Below are 16,835 nucleotides of genomic sequence, written 5' to 3'. Positions count from 1 at the left end.
TTGCCTGATAGTGCTGAACTGCCTTACGCGATCAGCACGCGCGGCTCGAAGCGGCCTTTGACCGGGATATCGAGCAGGAAAGTCATGCCGGCCTGCGGATCGAGCGCGCGCTGTTTTTCGTCCTTGCCGCTCCAGGCCGAGGTCACGGCCAGGCGGTTGCCATCGCGACCGACGAAAGCCGGACAGGACGGTTGCGTCACCGGCATGGCGATCTCGCGCAGCAGCGTGCCGTCCGGCGCATAGGCCTTCACCGCCTTGCCACCCCAGACGGCATTCCACAGAACCCCGTCGCGGTCGACGACCGAACCGTCGATATAGCCTTTCGAGGCGCGATGATCGACGAACACCTTCACTTCGCCCGCCGGCAGGCCGGTCGCCGGATCGCAGGCGACGCGCATCAGCAGCCCGGTCGCTGTGTCGGTGTAGTAGGCGATCGTGCCGTCCTCGGAAAAACAGATCGAGTTCGAGACGGTGATGCCGGAAAACAACCGGCGCAATTCGCCCTTGAAGAACCAGTAGATCGAGCCCGCGCCCTTCTCCTCGCCCTTGCCCATCGTGCCCGTCCACAGCGCGCCGCAGGGATGAACGCGGGAATCGTTGGAGCGCGTGACCGAATTGTCGGCCTCGATCGGCGTGTGCAGCGTCAGCCTGCCGGTTTTCACGTCGCGGACCTGCAGCCCGATCTCGGTGGCGATGAGCTGGCGGTCGGCGTCGATGACGGCGATGGCGCTGGCCATGACGCCGAGGTCATGCACCTTCAGCGCACCGGCGAGCGGCTTTTCCAGAAGCTTGCCGTTGACGATGTCGAACCAGAACAGCGTGTCGGTGGCGGGATCGTAGCTCGGGCCTTCGCCGAGTTCGCAGATATGGTCGGAAAAAACCGCAACGCCGTCCATCGTCATCCTCCGAAAGCTTCATCCCAGGCGGCGACCGCGGCGCTGGCGCGCCGCGCCACCTCCTCGACCGTCGCGCCCGGCCTGTAGAGGCTGGACCCCAGGCCGAAGACGCTGACGCCGACCGCCTTGTAGCCGGCAAAGTCCTTGTCCGAGACGCCGCCCACGGCGCCGATCAGGGTTGCGGGCGGCAGCACGGCGCGGATCGCCGCGATGCCGCTCGATCCAAGCACGCTTGCCGGGAAGAATTTCAGCGCCGAGGCGCCGAGCCGGATCGCCTGGAAGGCTTCGGTGGGCGTGAACACGCCGGGCATCGTCACCATGCCGTGGTGCATGGCGCGGCCCATGACCTCGGCATCGATGTTCGGACTGACCAACAGCCTCCCGCCAGCCTTGTGCAAGGCGTCGACGTCCGTCGCCGTCAGCACCGTGCCGGCGCCGATCAGCGCGCTTTGCGGCAGCGCCTTGACCAGATCGGCGATGGAGACGAACGGCTCCGGCGAATTGAGCGGCACCTCGATCGCCTCGATGCCGGCGCCGTGGATCGCCTTGCCGATCGCCACGGCCTCGGAGGGCTTGAGGCCGCGCAGGATGGCGACTAGGCCGCGCTTGAGTTTGGGGAAGGGTGCGGTCTGGCTCATGAAGCGCCTCCAATCATGCCGTTCTCGCGCGCGGCCTCGACGAGGCCGGCGCGCACCGCTTCATCGGCGTCCACGGTGCGGAAGGCAAGTCCGGCAAAACCCAGGGCGGAACCGTAGAGCGTGGCCAGCGCGCCCGAGGCGACCAGCACGACCGGCGCTTCGCTGGCGCCATAGCGGCGTCTTGCCGAGGCGATCTCGCCGCCGATCAGCAGTCCGGACAGCGCCGCCGCCGCCTCGGCGGGCTGCAGATCCTGCAGAAGCCCGGCGGCGCGGATGGCGAACAGTTTCGAGGTGATATCGCCGCCTTCGCCCAAGGCTCGCTCGCACCATTGCCGGAAGAACGGACTGCCCGCGGCGACGGGAGCGGGATGCTCGCCCAGCGAATGTTTCAGGATCGAGTGCCCCGCAAGTACCGAGAACAATTCCCCGGTCGGCCAGGTGCCGAAGCCCGCGACCGCGCCATCCTCGACCGAAACCCATTTTGAATGGGTGCCGGGCATGCAGACGAGATGCCTTCCCTTTGCCGGCAAACCGGCGCCGGCAAGCTGGGTCTCCTCGCCGCGCATGACATCCGGCGCGTCGGCCAGGCGCTGCGCGAGGCCAGGCACGATGCGGATGTCGCGGCGCGAGCCCTCAATGCGGGCGGCGCCGCGCAGGATAGCGCCGATCGGCGCCGGCACGGTGACATAGGGCGCCTCGATCCAGCCCTGCCGCGAGCCGGCCATGCCGCAGATGATGACCGGCAGCGTGTCCGGCGCACCCATGGCGCCAAGGTGGCCTTCCAGCACGTTGGCAAAGCCTTTTTCGCGGGCGGTGATCAGCCCGTCGTCGCCGCGCCGCTCGGCAAGCACCTTGCCGGTGTTGTCGAGCAGCCAGGCCCGGAGCCGCGTCGTACCCCAGTCGAGCGCGGCGACCGCCGGCGAGCCGCCGCTCACAGGAAACCTCCGTCGACGATCAGCATCTGCGCGGTCAGCATGCGCGAGGCGTCCGACGCCAGGAACAGCACCGTGCCAACCATGTCGTCGGGCTGCATCACATCCTTGATGCATTGCTTGGCGACATGGGCGGCAAGCCCCTCGTCGGTCACCCAGAGCTCGCGCTGCCGCTCGGTGATCACCCAGCCCGGCGCCACCGCGTTGACGCGGATGCGGTCGGCGCCGAGCTTGCCGGCGAGGCCCTTTGTCAGGCCGAGTATGCCTGCCTTGGCCGCTGTGTAGGCCGGCATATCGGGATGGTTGATCAGATAGGAGGTGGAGGTGAAGTTGATGATCGAGCCGCCGCCGGCGCGCTTCATGCCGGGCGCCACGGCCTGCGCGGTGAAGAAATGCGGCCGCAGGTTGACGGCGAGATTGTTGTCCCAGAACTCGACCGTGACGTCTTCCACCGCGTGACGGTCGTCGAGCGCGGCATTGTTGATCAAAACGGTGACATCGCCATGCGCCTCAGCCGCCTTGGCCGCGGCGGCGCGCAACGCCTCGACGTCGCGCAGGTCGGCCTTGAGGTAGAGCGGCCGGCGGCCGAGCTCCTTCTCCAGCCGGTCGGCAAGGACGGTGCTTGGCTTGTCGGCGATATCGATGAAGGCGACCCTGGAGCCCTGGCGCATAAAACCTTCGGTCAGCGCCGCGCCGATGCCGGAGCCGCCGCCAGTGATCAGCACCGAGGCGCCGTCGAGGTCGGCGAACCGTGCCGATGGCATCATGATTTCTTCTCCCTTTGGCCGGCGCGCATCCTAGCCACGCAGGGCCGGGGGGCAAGGGCGAAAAGGCGAATTCGGCAGCTTATGTCCGACAAATGAGATCTGCATCTCCGTCTTCCCGGAAGCAGCTCAAGGTTTGTTGAGATTCAGGTCAGGCCGAGTCGGAGTCGAAGACGGGCGCGAAGCGCCCAAACTGGGTGGTTTCCGAGAACCGGAGCGGAGCGTACTTAAAGTACGTGAGCACCAGAAGCGCAGGAGGCCGCCATTTGCAGACCGGCCTCACCTGAATATCAACAGACCTTATCAGATCGCCTTGGCATGCAGCGCGCCCCGATAAGAATCGCGCAGATAGCCGAGCGTGGCGTCGGCATCGGCCGGCTTGCCGAACAGGTAGCCCTGCCCGCCGGCGCAGCCGAACTGGACGAGACGATCGGCCTGGGCCTCGTCCTCGATGCCTTCGGCGACGACATCCATGCCGAGCCCCTCGCACATGGCGAGGATGGCGCGGATGATGTGCTCCGAGGGCCGGTCGTCGAGGATGGAGGAGACGAAGGCCCGGTCGATCTTGAGCTTGTCGAAATGGAACTCGCGCAGGCGGCCGAGCGACGACTGGCCGGTGCCGAAATCGTCGAGCGAGACGCGGATGCCGACGCGGCGCAGGTCCGCGACGATCTTCTCGGCCGAGGCCGGATCATTCATCAGGCCGGTCTCGGTGATCTCGATCTCCAGGCGGCGCGGGTCGAAGCCGGTGCGATCGAGGATGGCGAGGATATGCAAGCCGGTGTTCTGGTCGACGAGCTGCGAGGGCGACAGGTTGAAGGACAGGAACAGATCCTTCGGCCAGCTGCGCGCCGCTTCCGTCGCCTTGCGCAGCACCAGCTGCGACAGCGGGCCGATGATGCCTCGTTCCTCGGCGATCGGGATGAAGACGGATGGCGGCACGACGCCGAGGTCGCGGTCGGTCCAGCGCGCCAGCGTCTCGAAGCCGATGGTGCGGCGGCTGTTGAGGTCGACGATGGGCTGGAAATGCGGCTCGACCTCGCCGGCCGAGACGGCGCGGCGCAGCGCCTGCTCGATGCGGGTGACGCGCTTGGCCGCCTCCTCCATCTCGCGGGTGTAGACGACGACGCGGCCGCGGCCCGAGCGCTTGGCGTGATAGAGCGCGGTCTCGGCCTTGTTGACGAGGATCTCGGTGGTCTCATCGCCGGAATAGAAGAGCGAGCAGCCGACCGAGGCGGAAAGCCTCGCGGTACGCTCGCCGACATCATAGGGGGCCGACAGGATCTCGATCAGCATGCGCGACTTTTCGGCCGCCTGCTCCTCGGAGAACACCATCGGGTAGAGATAGGCGAACTCATCGGCGCCGATGCGGCAGACGGTGGAATAGCCGTCCATCGAGGCGCGCAGCCGCATCGCCACCTGGATCAGGATGTCGTCGCCGGCCTTGTGGCCGAACAGGTCGTTGATCGGCTTGAAGCCGTCGAGGTCGAGGATGCCGACGGTGAAGGGTGCGGGGTCGTCGGCGCGGTCGCTGATCAGGCGATCGACCTTGTCGAAGAAGCGACGATGGTTGCCGAGCCCGGTCAACGAATCCGTGAAGGCCAGATCCGTGTTTTCCCTGCCTGGCTGACCGGTGCCAAACGTCGTTTGCATCATGTCCCTGTTCTGATGTCGGTATTTCTCATCAGACTGGCACCAAAGCGTTTAGGAAAAGTATCGGAAAATCGATTTTCCTTCGCCCAAGAGTTGCTGGCGTCGCTGGCGGGCGTTCAGCTTCGGGCAAAAAACGCTAGTCTAGCCCAAACATTCGTTTATGCGTCATATCTAATAGAATATCGAACGATCTTTTCCTCAGACGCCGCTTCCGTTGAAGCAAGTGCGGACGAAAAGCCGCTCGCACTTTTTGGACATTGCGTCAGCCCGCTTGCTTTACGCGATAGAGCTCAATCGGGCTGCCCTTGGTCTCGCTGACCGGCTCGAGCCAGTCCGGCACGCTGCCGCGCAGCAGCCCGGCCAGGAAGCCCTGCGGCGCCTTTTGGGTCAGGGTCCGGCTCTCGAAATTGCCGGGGCAGATGGCGACAAGGCCGACACGATGCGCCTCGACGATCCGCCGCGCGTCATCGGCCGAGCCGAGAAAGGCGTCCAACGCCAGGAGATTGCCAGCGACGTTGCGATGATAGGGGCCGGCGAAGACCTTGTGGCCGCTATAGACGAGTATGGGCGCGCCGAGATTGGAGATCGCAAGCACGGTGGTGCCGGCCATGCCGCCAAGCGGCGCGAAGGTGGCCTTCTTCTCGCAAGCCCTGTCCGTCGTGCCGCGGTCGGCGACAGCCGGGCCTTTTTCGAACGCCACCGAGGCGGCGGCGGCAACGCCGGTCCAGACCGGGTTGATCGAGACCAGCCAGACTGCGGCAAGGCGCAGCGCCACGCCGGGCGAAGAGCCGGCTTCGGCCCGCGCCCGCCATTTCGCGATCCAGGCCGACAGCGGGATGACCGCGAAGGCGATCGAAAAGGTGGTGCCGCGCAGCTGCCAGGCGCCGACGACGAAGGAGACGCCAAGCAGCGCCGCGACGAGACTGTCCTGCCGCCGCCAGCCGCCGCGCCGCAAGCGCAGCGCCATCAGGATGATCGCGACCAGCGGCGTCGCATAACGCGCCGCCACCCGCGCCGGATCGTGGACAAGCAGCGTGAACAGCGACTGGGCCTCGTCGATGTGGTCCAGCCAGAGTTCCTTGAGGCGCGGATCGAGACTGGCATAGGGCGCCGAGAGGCATTGCGGGAACAGCGACGCCACGACGACGCCGAGGACGAGGCCCAGCGCGGCCAGTGACCCCAGCCTGAACCGCCAGTCGCCAGCGGCGGGCTCGACCGAGGCGATCGCCACCAGCCCGATGCCCGCGACGGCCGCGACGGCGAATTGCGCGACCGAGAAGGCGTCGCATTGCGCCGCGCCCCATGCGGGAGGCGGGATGGTGGCGAAGAAGACAAGCGCCGAGACGCCGGCGAAGCCGAGGCCGAAATCCCGGGCGATCGCCCGCTCGCCGCCTGGATCGGCGACGAACAGCAGCGACACGCAAGCCCCAATGGCCGCGACATAAGGAACCGTTTCCATGCCGATGGCGAGCGTCAGCGCGGCGCAGAGGCCGGACAACAGCGCGGCCCGGCGCCAGGCTGGCGCCTCGAGCAGCAGAGCGAGGCTCGCCATGGTGAGCATCAGCTGGACGTTATGGTGGTCGAGCGCACCCGGCGCATAGATGCCGACGAAATAATAACCGGCGCCACCGATGAGGATGGCGGGCAGCACCGCGCCGCCGCCGCCGAAACCGCGCGCGGCGCGAGCGGTGAAGAACAGGGTCGACCAGAAGAGCAGCGCCGGCCACAGCACCTGCGCCACATCCTCGCCAAGCGGCCTGCTGCCGGTGAGCGCCGAGGCGGCAAGAACCATCGCGGCGATCGGCGCATCCACCAGCCTGGACCAGTGCATGACGAAACCGCCTTCCAGCCCCATGCGATACTGGTGCAGGTCGAACCAGCCCTGGCCGGCAAGCAGGTCGCGGACCTCGACGAGGCGCAGCAGATTGTCGTTGTCGCCGCCGGCATCGGTCAGCGGGCCGAACCCCGTCCACGCGTCGACGCCGAGCGCGAGCAAGGCGGCAAGCAGCGCCAGCACGAGGTCGGATTTCCACGAGGCGGCGCCGTTCTCGGCTGTGCCCATTGCCGTGACCTTTGACGGGAGAGGATCGGTTTAAACCTAGCCTTAACGGCTTCAATAAATAGTAAAACGGCTCGACGGGACCGGCATCAGGCCGGCCGGAGGCTGGTCGGGCGTCCGGAGACAGACATGCCGCATGCAGTCCGCCACGAGCCGGTCATCGCCGTGCTCCTGCCTTGCTACAACGAGGAGCTCACGATCGGCGAGGTCGTTCGGCGCTTCCGCGAGACCCTGCCTTCGGCCGCGATCTATGTGTACGACAACAATTCCAAGGACCTCACGGCGCTGAAGGCCCGCGCCGCCGGCGCCATCGTCGTGCGCGAGCCGCGCCAGGGCAAGGGCAATGTGGTGCGGCGCATGTTCGCCGACATCGATGCCGACATCTATGTGATGGCCGACGGCGACGGCACCTATGCGCCGGAGGACGCGCCGCAGCTGATCAACGTGCTGCAGACCGAGCGCTGCGACATGGTGGTGGGCACCAGGCGCGGCGTGACCGACGATGCCGGCCGCAACGGCCACGCCTTCGGCAACCGCATCTTCAACCGGCTCTACAAGGGCCTGTTCGGGACCGATTTCACCGATATCTTCTCCGGCTACCGGGTGTTTTCGCGCCGCTTCGTCAAGAGCTTCCCGGCCGTGTCCGGCGGCTTCGAGATCGAGACCGAGATGTCGGTGCATGCCTCGCAGCTCAAGCTGCCGGTGAGCGAGATGGCGCTCGATTACGGCCGCCGCCCGGAAGGCTCGTCGTCGAAACTGTCGACCTTCCGCGACGGTGCCAGGATCCTGTGGATGTTCGCCATGCTGATGAAGGAGACGCAGCCGCTGCGCTTCTTCGGCACGTTCGCGCTGTTCTTCCTGGCGGCGAGCATCGGCCTGATGATCCCCGTGCTCATCGAATTCGCCGAGACGGGGCTGGTGCCGCGCATGCCGACCTGGGTGCTGTCGATCGGCATGCTGCTCCTGGCCATGCTCTCCATGATGACCGGGCTGATCCTCGATTCGGTATCGCGCGGCCGGGCCGAGCAGAAGCGCATCTTCTATCTGTCGATTTCCTCCGGCCGGGCCGAGCGCGGGATACCGGGGCAGGCCTTGCCGAAGGGTGAAGCTGGCAAGCCCTCGCGGGCGGCCTAGTGGGGGGCATAGTGGGCCGCCTCGTCCGCTTCGCCCTTGCCGGCGGCATCGGCTTCGCCGCCGACGCGGCGGCACTGTGGCTGCTGCTTGCCACCACGCCGCTCGGCCCGCTTTCGGCGCGCGTGCTGTCGATCGGCTTCGCGCTCTGCGTCACCTGGCAGATCAACCGCCACCTGACCTTCGCGCCGTCGAAACGGAGCATAACTGAGGAAGGCGCGCGCTACGGCGGCGTCGGCGTCGCCACCAGCATCGTCAATTACCTGGTCTACTGCGCCGTCCTGCTCGCGCTGCCGGCCCTGCCGCCGCTGGCGGCGCTCGCCATCGCCTCGATCGTCGCCATGACGCTGTCCTTCCTCGGCTATTCCAGGCTGGTCTTCGACCGGTAAACGTCCGCACCAAGCGAGCACGATTGGCAGGAGCCGCCGATTTCCCTATATCGACGGCTGAGTTTCCCCCGGAGAGGAAAAATGCCGCTGAAGATCGCCGTCCAGATGGACCATGTCTCCACCGTGTCGATCGCCGGCGACACCAGCTTCGCGCTGTCGCTGGAGGCGCAGCGGCGCGGCCACAAGCTTTTCCACTACACGCCCGACCGGCTGTCGATGCGGGACGGCAAGGTGTTCGCGCGCGTCGAGGAGATGCAGGTGCGCGACGAGAAGGGCAACCATTATTCGCTGGGCGAGAAGGTGCGCACCGATCTCTCCGAGATGGACGTGGTGCTGCTCAGGCAGGATCCGCCCTTCGACATGAACTACATCACGACCACGCACATATTGGAGCGCATCCATCCGAAGACGCTGGTGGTCAACGACCCGGCCTGGGTGCGCAACAGCCCGGAAAAGATCTTCGTCACCGAATTCCCGGACCTGATGCCGGAGACGCTGATCACCAAGGACCCCCAGGAAGTCGCCGCTTTCCGCAAGGAATTCGGCGACATCATCGTCAAGCCGCTCTACGGCAATGGCGGCGCCGGCATCTTCCATCTGCACGAGGCCGACCGCAATCTTGCCTCGCTGCTCGAGATGTTCGGCCAGCTGTTCCGCGAGCCCTATATCGTGCAGCGCTACCTCAAGGAGGTGCGCAAGGGCGACAAGCGCATCATCCTGATCGACGGCGAACCGGTGGGCGCCATCAACCGCGTGCCGGCCGAGCACGATTCGCGCTCCAACATGCATGTCGGCGGCCGCGCCGAGAAGACCGAGCTGACGGAGCGCGAGCGCGAGATCTGCGCCCGCATCGGGCCGGCGCTCAGGGAACGCGGCTTCATCCTGGTCGGCATCGACGTGATCGGCGACTACATGACCGAGATCAACGTCACCTCGCCGACCGGCGTGCGCGAAGTGCAGCGCTTCGGCGGCGCGGATATCGCCAGCCTGTTCTGGGATTGTGTGGAGGAGAAGCGGCTGACGTCGGCCGCGTGATTGCCGCATGTTGACTCTACGGCACGGGTATCGCCCTGCTACCGTATTCGAGATTGTCAGCGCAATGTTGCGTCATCGCCGGTATCTCCGGGAAGGGCTCCCTTCCGCGAAGTCGCAACCTGCTCTTCAGGCAAGTTTGCTGTCGGACGATCCGTTCATATCCTATTCGGGAATGTCCGGCACGCCCCTCGGATTGGCAAGCCACATGCCTCGCCTTCGACGCAGCCACCGTGCCTGGTTTCTCATCTCGCCAACCTGGTCCATCGAGAACAATTCCAGCGTCAAAATGATCCGGACCTATGCCGTTCTGCATAGGCTTAGGAACCCCCGTCACTCGCTGATCTTCCTATCCAACACACAAGGTGAGGCCGATCTCTTGAATCAGTCCGGTGAGGCCGCCGTCCTGCACAACAAGACTTCAGCAACCTCCGAATACATATTCAGGCCCCTCGAGGACGTCCCTGTAGAATTCGATGCAATATACAATGCGCAACTGGCTTCGTGGAAACGCCACGACTTGTCCCTTGGCATCGAGCGTTGCGCATTTATCTTTTATCGCGATTCATCGGAGTCATCCACGATGGAGTCGGAAAGGGCGCGAATAAATCGGCACAGGGAGCTCGCGCCGGGTCACGTGTTTATCAATGAGTTTGACAGCACCGGCAAGCCTGTCCGACTGGCGCCGGCTCATGTGAACATGCATCTAAATCGTGCAGCCGTGGGAATTTGTCTCTCTGAAATGGAGGGACCAATGTTCGCCAGCACAGAATATCTTCTAGCGGGGCTGCCTATCGTCACGACCCCGAACCATGGCGGCCGAGACCTTTATCTGGATGACGACTATTCGCTTACAGTTCCACCCGATCCTCGATCCATCGCGGAGGCTGTCTTAGCGCTCAAGGAGCGACGAATCCCCCGGGCCTATATTCGTTCGCAAACCTTGAAACGGATTGAACGAGACCGCGGGCGGTTCATAGACCTTGTAAATGAGATTTTTCAGGAAAGCGGCTCTTTGCGCCGGATCGCCATGCCTTGGCCTTTCCGATATCCTGTCATGGAGTGGCTTCCACCCCACATCGCAATCGATCGATCGCTTTCAGGCACGGTCGATGCCTTTATCAGCGCTTAAAGCGCGTCGCGATTCTTCGGATTCGCTCCATGCGCTTTAGGTCTTTGATTTTACGCATGTCTCCCGAAACCGGTTCTCACTTTCGGGAGACATGCTTTAGACGGCAACAGCCCCGGATGCCGGAGGGGCTGCTCGCCTTTTCGACGGGTCGAGAGCACGCGGCGACAGCCGTTTTCCTTTTGCCTTAACGATGTTCCGCTTTTGCACCCGGGGGCACAATCCGCCTGCAACCACAGCGTTTGCGTGTTCTCGTAATGTTCTTGATTCGATCGAAGAATTGTGATTGTTTCAACGAGAGTTCATTCGTGGACAATCGCAGGGGTTGCTGCCGGGGGCTTGAGAAAATGGTGGCGCGGGTTCGCACGGTCGCTTTCCAGGGCATCGAGGCCTTGCCGGTCGATGTCCAGGTGATGGTCGGGCCGGGCAAGGTCGGCATGCAGATCGTCGGCCTGCCGGACAAGGCGGTGGCCGAGAGCCGCGAGCGCGTGCAGGCGGCGCTGCATGCATCCGGCCTGTCGATGCCGTCGAAGAAGGTGACGGTAAATCTCGCGCCGGCGGACCTGCCCAAGGAAGGCAGCCATTACGACCTGCCGATTGCGCTTGGCCTGATGGCGGCGCTGGGCGCCATCCCGGGCGACATGCTCACCGGCTATGTGGTGTTGGGCGAATTGTCGCTCGACGGCACGATCGCGGGCGTGGCCGGCGCGCTGCCGGCCGCGATCGGCGCCAATGCCGAAGGCAAGGGCCTGATCTGCCCCTTCGCCTGCGGGCCGGAGGCGGCCTGGGCGGGCAAGGATTTCGACATTCTTGCGCCGCGCAGCCTGATCGCCGTCGCCAACCATTTTCGCGGCACGCAGGTTCTGTCGCGGCCCGAGGCCGGCATCCAGCTCGCCGCGCGCGATCTGCCGGACCTCGCGGACATCAAGGGCCAGGAAAGCGCCAAGCGGGCGGTGGAGGTGGCGGCGGCAGGCGGCCACAACCTCCTCATGGTCGGACCGCCGGGTTCGGGCAAGTCGATGCTGGCGCAAAGGCTGCCCTCGATCCTGCCGCCGCTGGCGCCGAAGGAACTGCTCGAAGTCTCGATGATCGCGTCCGTCGCCGGCGAGCTCGGCGAAGGCAAGCTGACCGACCGGCGGCCGTTCCGCGCCCCGCATCACTCGGCCTCGATGGCGGCCATGGTCGGCGGCGGGCTGCGCGCCCGCCCGGGCGAAGCCTCGCTCGCCCATCACGGCGTGCTGTTCCTCGATGAGCTGCCGGAATTCGCGCCGCAGACGCTGGACGCGCTGCGCCAGCCGCTGGAGACGGGCGACTGCATGATCGCGCGCGCCAACCACCGCGTCACCTATCCGGCGCGCATCCAGCTGGTGGCGGCGATGAATCCGTGCCGCTGCGGCATGTCGGGAGAGCCCGGCTATCGCTGCCTGCGCGGCGACCGCTGCCGCACCGAATACCAGGCGCGGATCTCCGGTCCGCTGCTCGACCGCATCGACCTCAGGATCGAGGTACCGGCGGTCTCGGCGAGCGACCTGATCCGCCCGGACAAGGCCGAGACGAGCGCTTCGGTGGCGCAGCGCGTGGCCCGGGCGCGGGCCATGCAGCGCGAACGGCTGGAAAAACTGGGCGCGGGCGCCACCACCAACGCGCACTGCCCGCCTTCGATCATCGAGGAGATCGCCAAGCCCGATACGGCCGGCCTGGCGCTGCTCAAGGACGCCAGCGAGAAGCTCGGCTTTTCGGCGCGGGCCTATCACCGCGTGCTCAAGGTGGCGCGCACGCTGGCCGACCTCGACGTCAGCGAGACGGTGGGCCGCATCCATCTGGCCGAAGCGATTTCCTATCGCATGAGCGCCGAGCGGATGGCGCAGGCGGCGTGAGCCGGAAGGCGTTCGCAGCCACGCCTGACCGATTTCACGTCAATCGGTTGCCGGGATCAACTTCTGCAGGGTCGGCGCCAGGATCATGCCGAAGGTCAGGACGTCGCCATAGGCCCGCGCGGAAAGCATCGCCCCGTGCACGGTCGCCATGAAGGCCTCGGCTTCCACGCGCGGCGCGGCGGCGATCGTCAATGTTCCCTGCTCGGCGCCGCGCTCGAAGACGCGGGTCAGCCAGCCCGAGAGAAACTGAAAATAGGCACGGACTCCCACGGCAACTTCCGGCGGCAGGACCGGAAGCTCGCTCGCCAGCAACGCGCACACGCAAAACGGCCTGCTCGCGTCCTCGATGCACTGGGCCCAGAAGCCGGCATAGGTTCTGAGCAGCTCCGGCGGTTCAGGCACATTGCGCTCGAGCTCCGTCATGCCCGCCACGGCATCCTCGAGGTACCGCTTCACCAGAGTCTGCACGAGATCGACCTTGCTCGGGAAATGATGATGGATGCTCGCCTTGCGGATACCGACCACCTCGGCGATATCGGCGTAGCTGAAGCCGTTATAGCCGCCGGCGACGATGAAGCGTCGCGCGGCGGCCAGGATGTCATCGGCGGTGTTCGAAGGCCTGTCCATAAGCATGCCTAGAGCGTTTCACCGTTTCACGGAAACGGCGAACCACTCTATCCCTTTGTTTTGACGCAATTCCGGACGCAAAACCGTAAACACTTTTCCTGGAATTGCTCTAACCTCCGGCTGAAGAAATCTCAACGCGCGGCCTGCGGCGACTTGCGAAGCATATCGCTCACCGAAAGCCAGATGGCGGACACCAGGAAATAGAAGGCGCCGAAAGCGGCGTAGGGCGCGACATTGGCGATGCCGATGGCCTCCGCGCCGCCCGCCATCTTGACGAAGAAGAGACCGGCCAGCGCCGACTGGGCGCCGCTCAGGATCATCGCCCACTGGGCGCCGTTGGTCTTCCAGCGACGAGCCGCCGTCAGGAGCTGAAACGCGCCGGAGAAAACGGCCCAGACACCGTAGACCGTGAGCACCGCGTTCATGCTGTGGCCAAGCGCGATGGCGACCGCGATCGCGGTGACGATGCTGACCACGAAGTTGAGCAGTTGCGACCTGTTGCGGCCGAGGCCGCCACTGCGCTGCGCGTCGACATAATTCGCAAGCGCGTCCCACAGGGGATAGGCGACCAGCATGACGGCGGCGAGCGTCGGAACTGCCTTCGCGACGGTGAAGGCCGCCAGGACCCAGGCGGCCGATACGGCAAAGCGCAGATAGTAATAGTTTTTGAGCCAGGCATTCGAGGACCGGGCGGGGCTTTCAATGCTTGTTTGTGCAGACATGACGCATACCTTTCTTTGATGTCATAATCTACCTACTAGTAGGTAGACAAATATCTGTCAAGCGTTTTGCGAGGTATCCCCACCGCGTTGAACGCTTAACGACGCATTCGCACCCGGAAAGCTGCGTGATATGGTGGAGCCGATCCGCGGGGGCGAGGGATGATTTCAGTTCTGCCGGCGCGCAGCGCCGAAGATTTCGAGACACTGGCGGGGCTCTGCCGGAAGCTCGCGCAGTGGGATGTCGAAGCTTCGGCGCCGCATGGCGTCTCGGCCGCGGATGTGAGGGCTCTGTTCCATCCCGAAACAAGCGGCCCGCAATTGGCGGCGCAGTTCGGCGCGCCGGATGCGATGGCGTTCATCGCAAGATCCGGAGGCCTGCCGGCGGGCTGCCTCGCCTTCGATCCATTCGGCGAGGGCATGGTGGAACTTCACAGGTTCTTCGTCGACGCTGCTTTCCGGGGGCAAGGCATAGGCCGCGCGCTGATGGGCGCGGTTCTGGCGGAAATCGACAAAGGCCCGGCCCGCACGGTGCTGATCCACACCACCTTCTATATGGAAAGCGCGATCACCGTGTACGAGGCATTCGGCTTCAGGCCCTGCGCGCCGTTTCGCGACACCCCGGCGCATGTCAGGCACACGGATGTGTTCCTGACGCGCTCCGCCTTGTCCGGGATGTGATACGAAGGGCGCTCAAGCCGGCGATCGCATCCGGCTTCGACGGAAGGCAGCGAGGGCGATGGCCCCCGCACAAGTTCAGCCCTTCGCCTTCAGCTCCAGCCGCCGCGCATGCAGCACCGGCTCCGTGTAGCCGTTGGGCTGGCTCGTCCCCTTGAACACAAGGTCGCAGGCGGCCTGGAAGGCGATGGAATTGTCGAAGTCCGGCGCCATCGGGCGGTAGAGCGGGTCGCCGACATTCTGGCGGTCGACGATCGCCGCCATGCGCTGCAGCGAGTCCCTGACCTGGATTTCCGAGCACACCTTGTGGCGCAGCCAGTTGGCGATGTGCTGCGAGGAGATGCGCAGCGTGGCGCGGTCCTCCATCAGGCCGACATCGTTGATATCGGGCACTTTCGAGCAGCCGACGCCCTGGTCGATCCACCGCACGACATAGCCCAGGATGCCCTGCGCATTGTTGTCGAGCTCGCGCTGGATCTCGTCCGGCGTCCAGTTCGGGCGCACCGCGACGGGCACCGACAGGATATCGTCGAGCTTGGCCTTGGGCCGGCTCTTCAGCGCCGCCTGCACGGAATGCACATCGACCTTGTGATAATGCGTGGCGTGCAGCGTCGCCGCCGTCGGCGAGGGCACCCAGGCGGTGTTGGCGCCGGCCTTGGGATGCGCGACCTTCTCAACCAGCATCGCCGCCATCAGATCCGGCATCGCCCACATGCCCTTGCCGATCTGGGCATGGCCGGCGAGCCCGCATTCGAGGCCCGTATCGACATTCCAGGCCTCATAGGCGGAGATCCAGGCGGCCTGCTTCATGTCGCCCTTGCGGATCATCGGACCGGCTTCCATCGAGGTGTGGATCTCGTCGCCGGTGCGGTCGAGGAAGCCGGTGTTGATGAACACCACACGCTCCTTTGCGGCGCGGATCGCCTCCTTGAGGTTGACGGTGGTGCGCCGCTCCTCGTCCATGATGCCCATCTTGATGGTGTTTTTCGCCATGCCGAGCAGGGCTTCGACGCGGTCGAAGATTTCCACCGCGAAGGCGACCTCTTCCGGCCCGTGCATCTTCGGCTTCACGACATACATCGAGCCGGCGCGGGAATTGGCGCGGCGGCCGTTCTCGCCGACATCATGCAACGCGATCAACGCGGTGATCGCGGCGTCCATGATGCCTTCCGGCACCTCGTTTCCGTCGCGGTCGGTGATCGCCGGGTTGGTCATCAGGTGGCCGACATTGCGCACCAGCATCAGCGAGCGCCCCGGCAGCAGAAGCTGGCCGCCATTCGGCGCCGTGTAGCGGCGGTCGGGGTTGAGCTTGCGGACAAAGGTCTTGCCGCCCTTGGTGATCTCTTCGGCCAGGTCGCCCTTCATCAGGCCGAGCCAGTTGCGGTAGACGACGACCTTGTCCTCGGCATCGACGGCGGCGACCGAATCCTCGCAGTCCTGGATGGTGGTCAAAGCCGATTCCAGGATGACATCGGCGATGCCGGCCGGATCGGTCTTGCCGATCTGGTTGGCGTGGTCGATCACGATCTCGATATGCAGGCCGTTCTTGACCAGCAACACGGCTTCCGGATTCTCGGCATCGCCGCGATAGCCGGCGAACTGCTTCGGGTCCGCGAGCGTGGTGGCGCCGGCGCCCTCGCCCGCCTTCAGCGCGCCGTTCGCCACCGACAATCCGTTGACGCCGGCCCATTTGCCTGATGTCAGCGGCACGGACTGGTCGAGGAAATCCTTCGCCCAGGCGATCACCTTGGCGCCGCGCGCGGGATTGAAACCCTTGCCCTTCTCGGCGCCGCCGGTCTCGGGAATGGCGTCGGTGCCGTAGAGCGCGTCATAGAGCGAGCCCCAGCGGGCGTTGGCGGCGTTGAGCGCATAGCGCGCGTTCATCACCGGCACGACGAGCTGTGGCCCGGCGACGACGGCGATCTCGGGATCGACATGCTCCGTCGAGACGCTGAAGGCCGGGCCTTCCGGCACCAGATAGCCGATCTCCTTCAGGAAATTCTTGTAGGCCTCCATGTCGAGCGGCGCGCCGTTTTCGCGATACCAGCCGTCGAGCTTTTCCTGCATGGCGTCGCGTTTGGCCAGCAGCGCGCGGTTCTTCGGCGCGAGGTCGTGGACGATGGCGGAAAAGCCTTGCCAGAATTTTTCCGGATCGATGCCGGTGCCCGGCGTGGCCTCCTCGGCCACGAAGTCATGGAGCTCCCGGGCAATCCGCAACCCGGCGATCTCGATGCGGTCGGTCATCTGCACGTCTCCAGATAGGTAGGCTTGCCGCCTGTCGGTCGGCAACGGGGCTTTGGCATGCCAAGCG

General features: G+C 65.3%; 15 protein-coding genes. 6 read left to right on the top strand and 9 right to left on the bottom strand.

Going from position 1 to position 16,835, the window contains the following annotated elements:
• Positions 1-23 precede the first annotated feature (23 nt).
• The 6 genes from EN862_RS25335 to EN862_RS25310 all read right to left on the bottom strand — a co-directional run bounded on the left by EN862_RS25335 (position 24) and on the right by EN862_RS25310 (position 6,945).
• Positions 24-902 (bottom strand): SMP-30/gluconolactonase/LRE family protein, encoded by an 879-nt coding sequence (locus EN862_RS25335; RefSeq protein WP_127866244.1) that lies wholly within the window; start codon positions 900-902, stop codon positions 24-26.
• The gene (locus EN862_RS25330) at positions 899-1,534 is read right to left on the bottom strand and encodes a 2-dehydro-3-deoxy-6-phosphogalactonate aldolase (RefSeq protein WP_127866243.1); all 636 of its coding nucleotides are present in this window, start codon (positions 1,532-1,534) and stop codon (positions 899-901) included. Before EN862_RS25330 ends, EN862_RS25335 begins: the two co-directional genes overlap by 4 nt.
• Positions 1,531-2,469, bottom strand: a complete 939-nt coding sequence (locus EN862_RS25325) for a 2-dehydro-3-deoxygalactonokinase (protein ID WP_245519685.1) — start codon at positions 2,467-2,469, stop codon at positions 1,531-1,533. The genes EN862_RS25330 and EN862_RS25325 overlap by 4 nt, the downstream gene beginning before the upstream one ends.
• Positions 2,466-3,233, bottom strand: a complete 768-nt coding sequence (locus tag EN862_RS25320; protein WP_127866241.1) for an SDR family oxidoreductase — start codon at positions 3,231-3,233, stop codon at positions 2,466-2,468. Before EN862_RS25320 ends, EN862_RS25325 begins: the two co-directional genes overlap by 4 nt.
• Before the next feature lie 300 nt (positions 3,234-3,533).
• Entirely contained in the window at positions 3,534-4,883 is a 1,350-nt protein-coding gene (locus EN862_RS25315) for an EAL domain-containing protein (protein WP_127866347.1), read from the bottom strand.
• Positions 4,884-5,145: 262 nt separating this feature from the next.
• Positions 5,146-6,945 (bottom strand): GtrA family protein, encoded by a 1,800-nt coding sequence (locus tag EN862_RS25310; RefSeq protein ID WP_127866240.1) that lies wholly within the window; start codon positions 6,943-6,945, stop codon positions 5,146-5,148.
• Positions 6,946-7,071: 126 nt separating this feature from the next.
• On the opposite strand from EN862_RS25310, the gene EN862_RS25305 reads away from it, so the two are divergent.
• The 5 genes from EN862_RS25305 to EN862_RS25285 all read left to right on the top strand — a co-directional run bounded on the left by EN862_RS25305 (position 7,072) and on the right by EN862_RS25285 (position 12,500).
• On the top strand, positions 7,072-8,076 hold the full coding sequence (locus EN862_RS25305; protein ID WP_127866239.1) for a glycosyltransferase: 1,005 nt from the start codon (positions 7,072-7,074) through the stop codon (positions 8,074-8,076).
• An 11-nt stretch (positions 8,077-8,087) separates the two neighbouring features.
• The gene (locus EN862_RS25300) at positions 8,088-8,462 is read left to right on the top strand and encodes a GtrA family protein (RefSeq protein ID WP_127866238.1); all 375 of its coding nucleotides are present in this window, start codon (positions 8,088-8,090) and stop codon (positions 8,460-8,462) included.
• Between the two features lie 81 nt (positions 8,463-8,543).
• A complete protein-coding gene (gene gshB / locus EN862_RS25295) occupies positions 8,544-9,497 on the top strand; it encodes a glutathione synthase (RefSeq protein ID WP_127866237.1) in 954 nt (317 codons plus the stop codon).
• 64 nt (positions 9,498-9,561) lie between these two features.
• Positions 9,562-10,626 (top strand): glycosyltransferase family 4 protein, encoded by a 1,065-nt coding sequence (locus tag EN862_RS25290; protein WP_127866236.1) that lies wholly within the window; start codon positions 9,562-9,564, stop codon positions 10,624-10,626.
• Between the two features lie 344 nt (positions 10,627-10,970).
• On the top strand, positions 10,971-12,500 hold the full coding sequence (locus tag EN862_RS25285; protein WP_127866235.1) for a YifB family Mg chelatase-like AAA ATPase: 1,530 nt from the start codon (positions 10,971-10,973) through the stop codon (positions 12,498-12,500).
• A gap of 39 nt (positions 12,501-12,539) precedes the next feature.
• On the opposite strand, the gene EN862_RS25280 is transcribed toward EN862_RS25285, so the two are convergent.
• Entirely contained in the window at positions 12,540-13,127 is a 588-nt protein-coding gene (locus EN862_RS25280) for a TetR/AcrR family transcriptional regulator (protein ID WP_127866234.1), read from the bottom strand.
• 131 nt (positions 13,128-13,258) lie between these two features.
• Positions 13,259-13,849, bottom strand: a complete 591-nt coding sequence (locus EN862_RS25275) for a DUF308 domain-containing protein (RefSeq protein WP_127866233.1) — start codon at positions 13,847-13,849, stop codon at positions 13,259-13,261.
• A gap of 159 nt (positions 13,850-14,008) precedes the next feature.
• Here EN862_RS25275 and EN862_RS25270 point away from each other — a divergent pair, with 159 nt between their 5' ends.
• Positions 14,009-14,527, top strand: coding sequence for a GNAT family N-acetyltransferase (locus EN862_RS25270; RefSeq protein WP_127866232.1), 519 nt, complete (start codon positions 14,009-14,011; stop codon positions 14,525-14,527).
• A gap of 75 nt (positions 14,528-14,602) precedes the next feature.
• On the opposite strand, the gene EN862_RS25265 is transcribed toward EN862_RS25270, so the two are convergent.
• A complete protein-coding gene (locus EN862_RS25265) occupies positions 14,603-16,768 on the bottom strand; it encodes a malate synthase G (protein WP_127866231.1) in 2,166 nt (721 codons plus the stop codon).
• Positions 16,769-16,835 lie beyond the last annotated feature (67 nt).

The sequence above is a fragment of the Mesorhizobium sp. M2E.F.Ca.ET.219.01.1.1 genome (genome assembly GCF_004016445.2).
Classification (GTDB): domain Bacteria; phylum Pseudomonadota; class Alphaproteobacteria; order Rhizobiales; family Rhizobiaceae; genus Mesorhizobium.
Note: the sequence above shows the minus strand (reverse complement) of the source record. Positions and strands in the feature narration are given on the sequence as shown.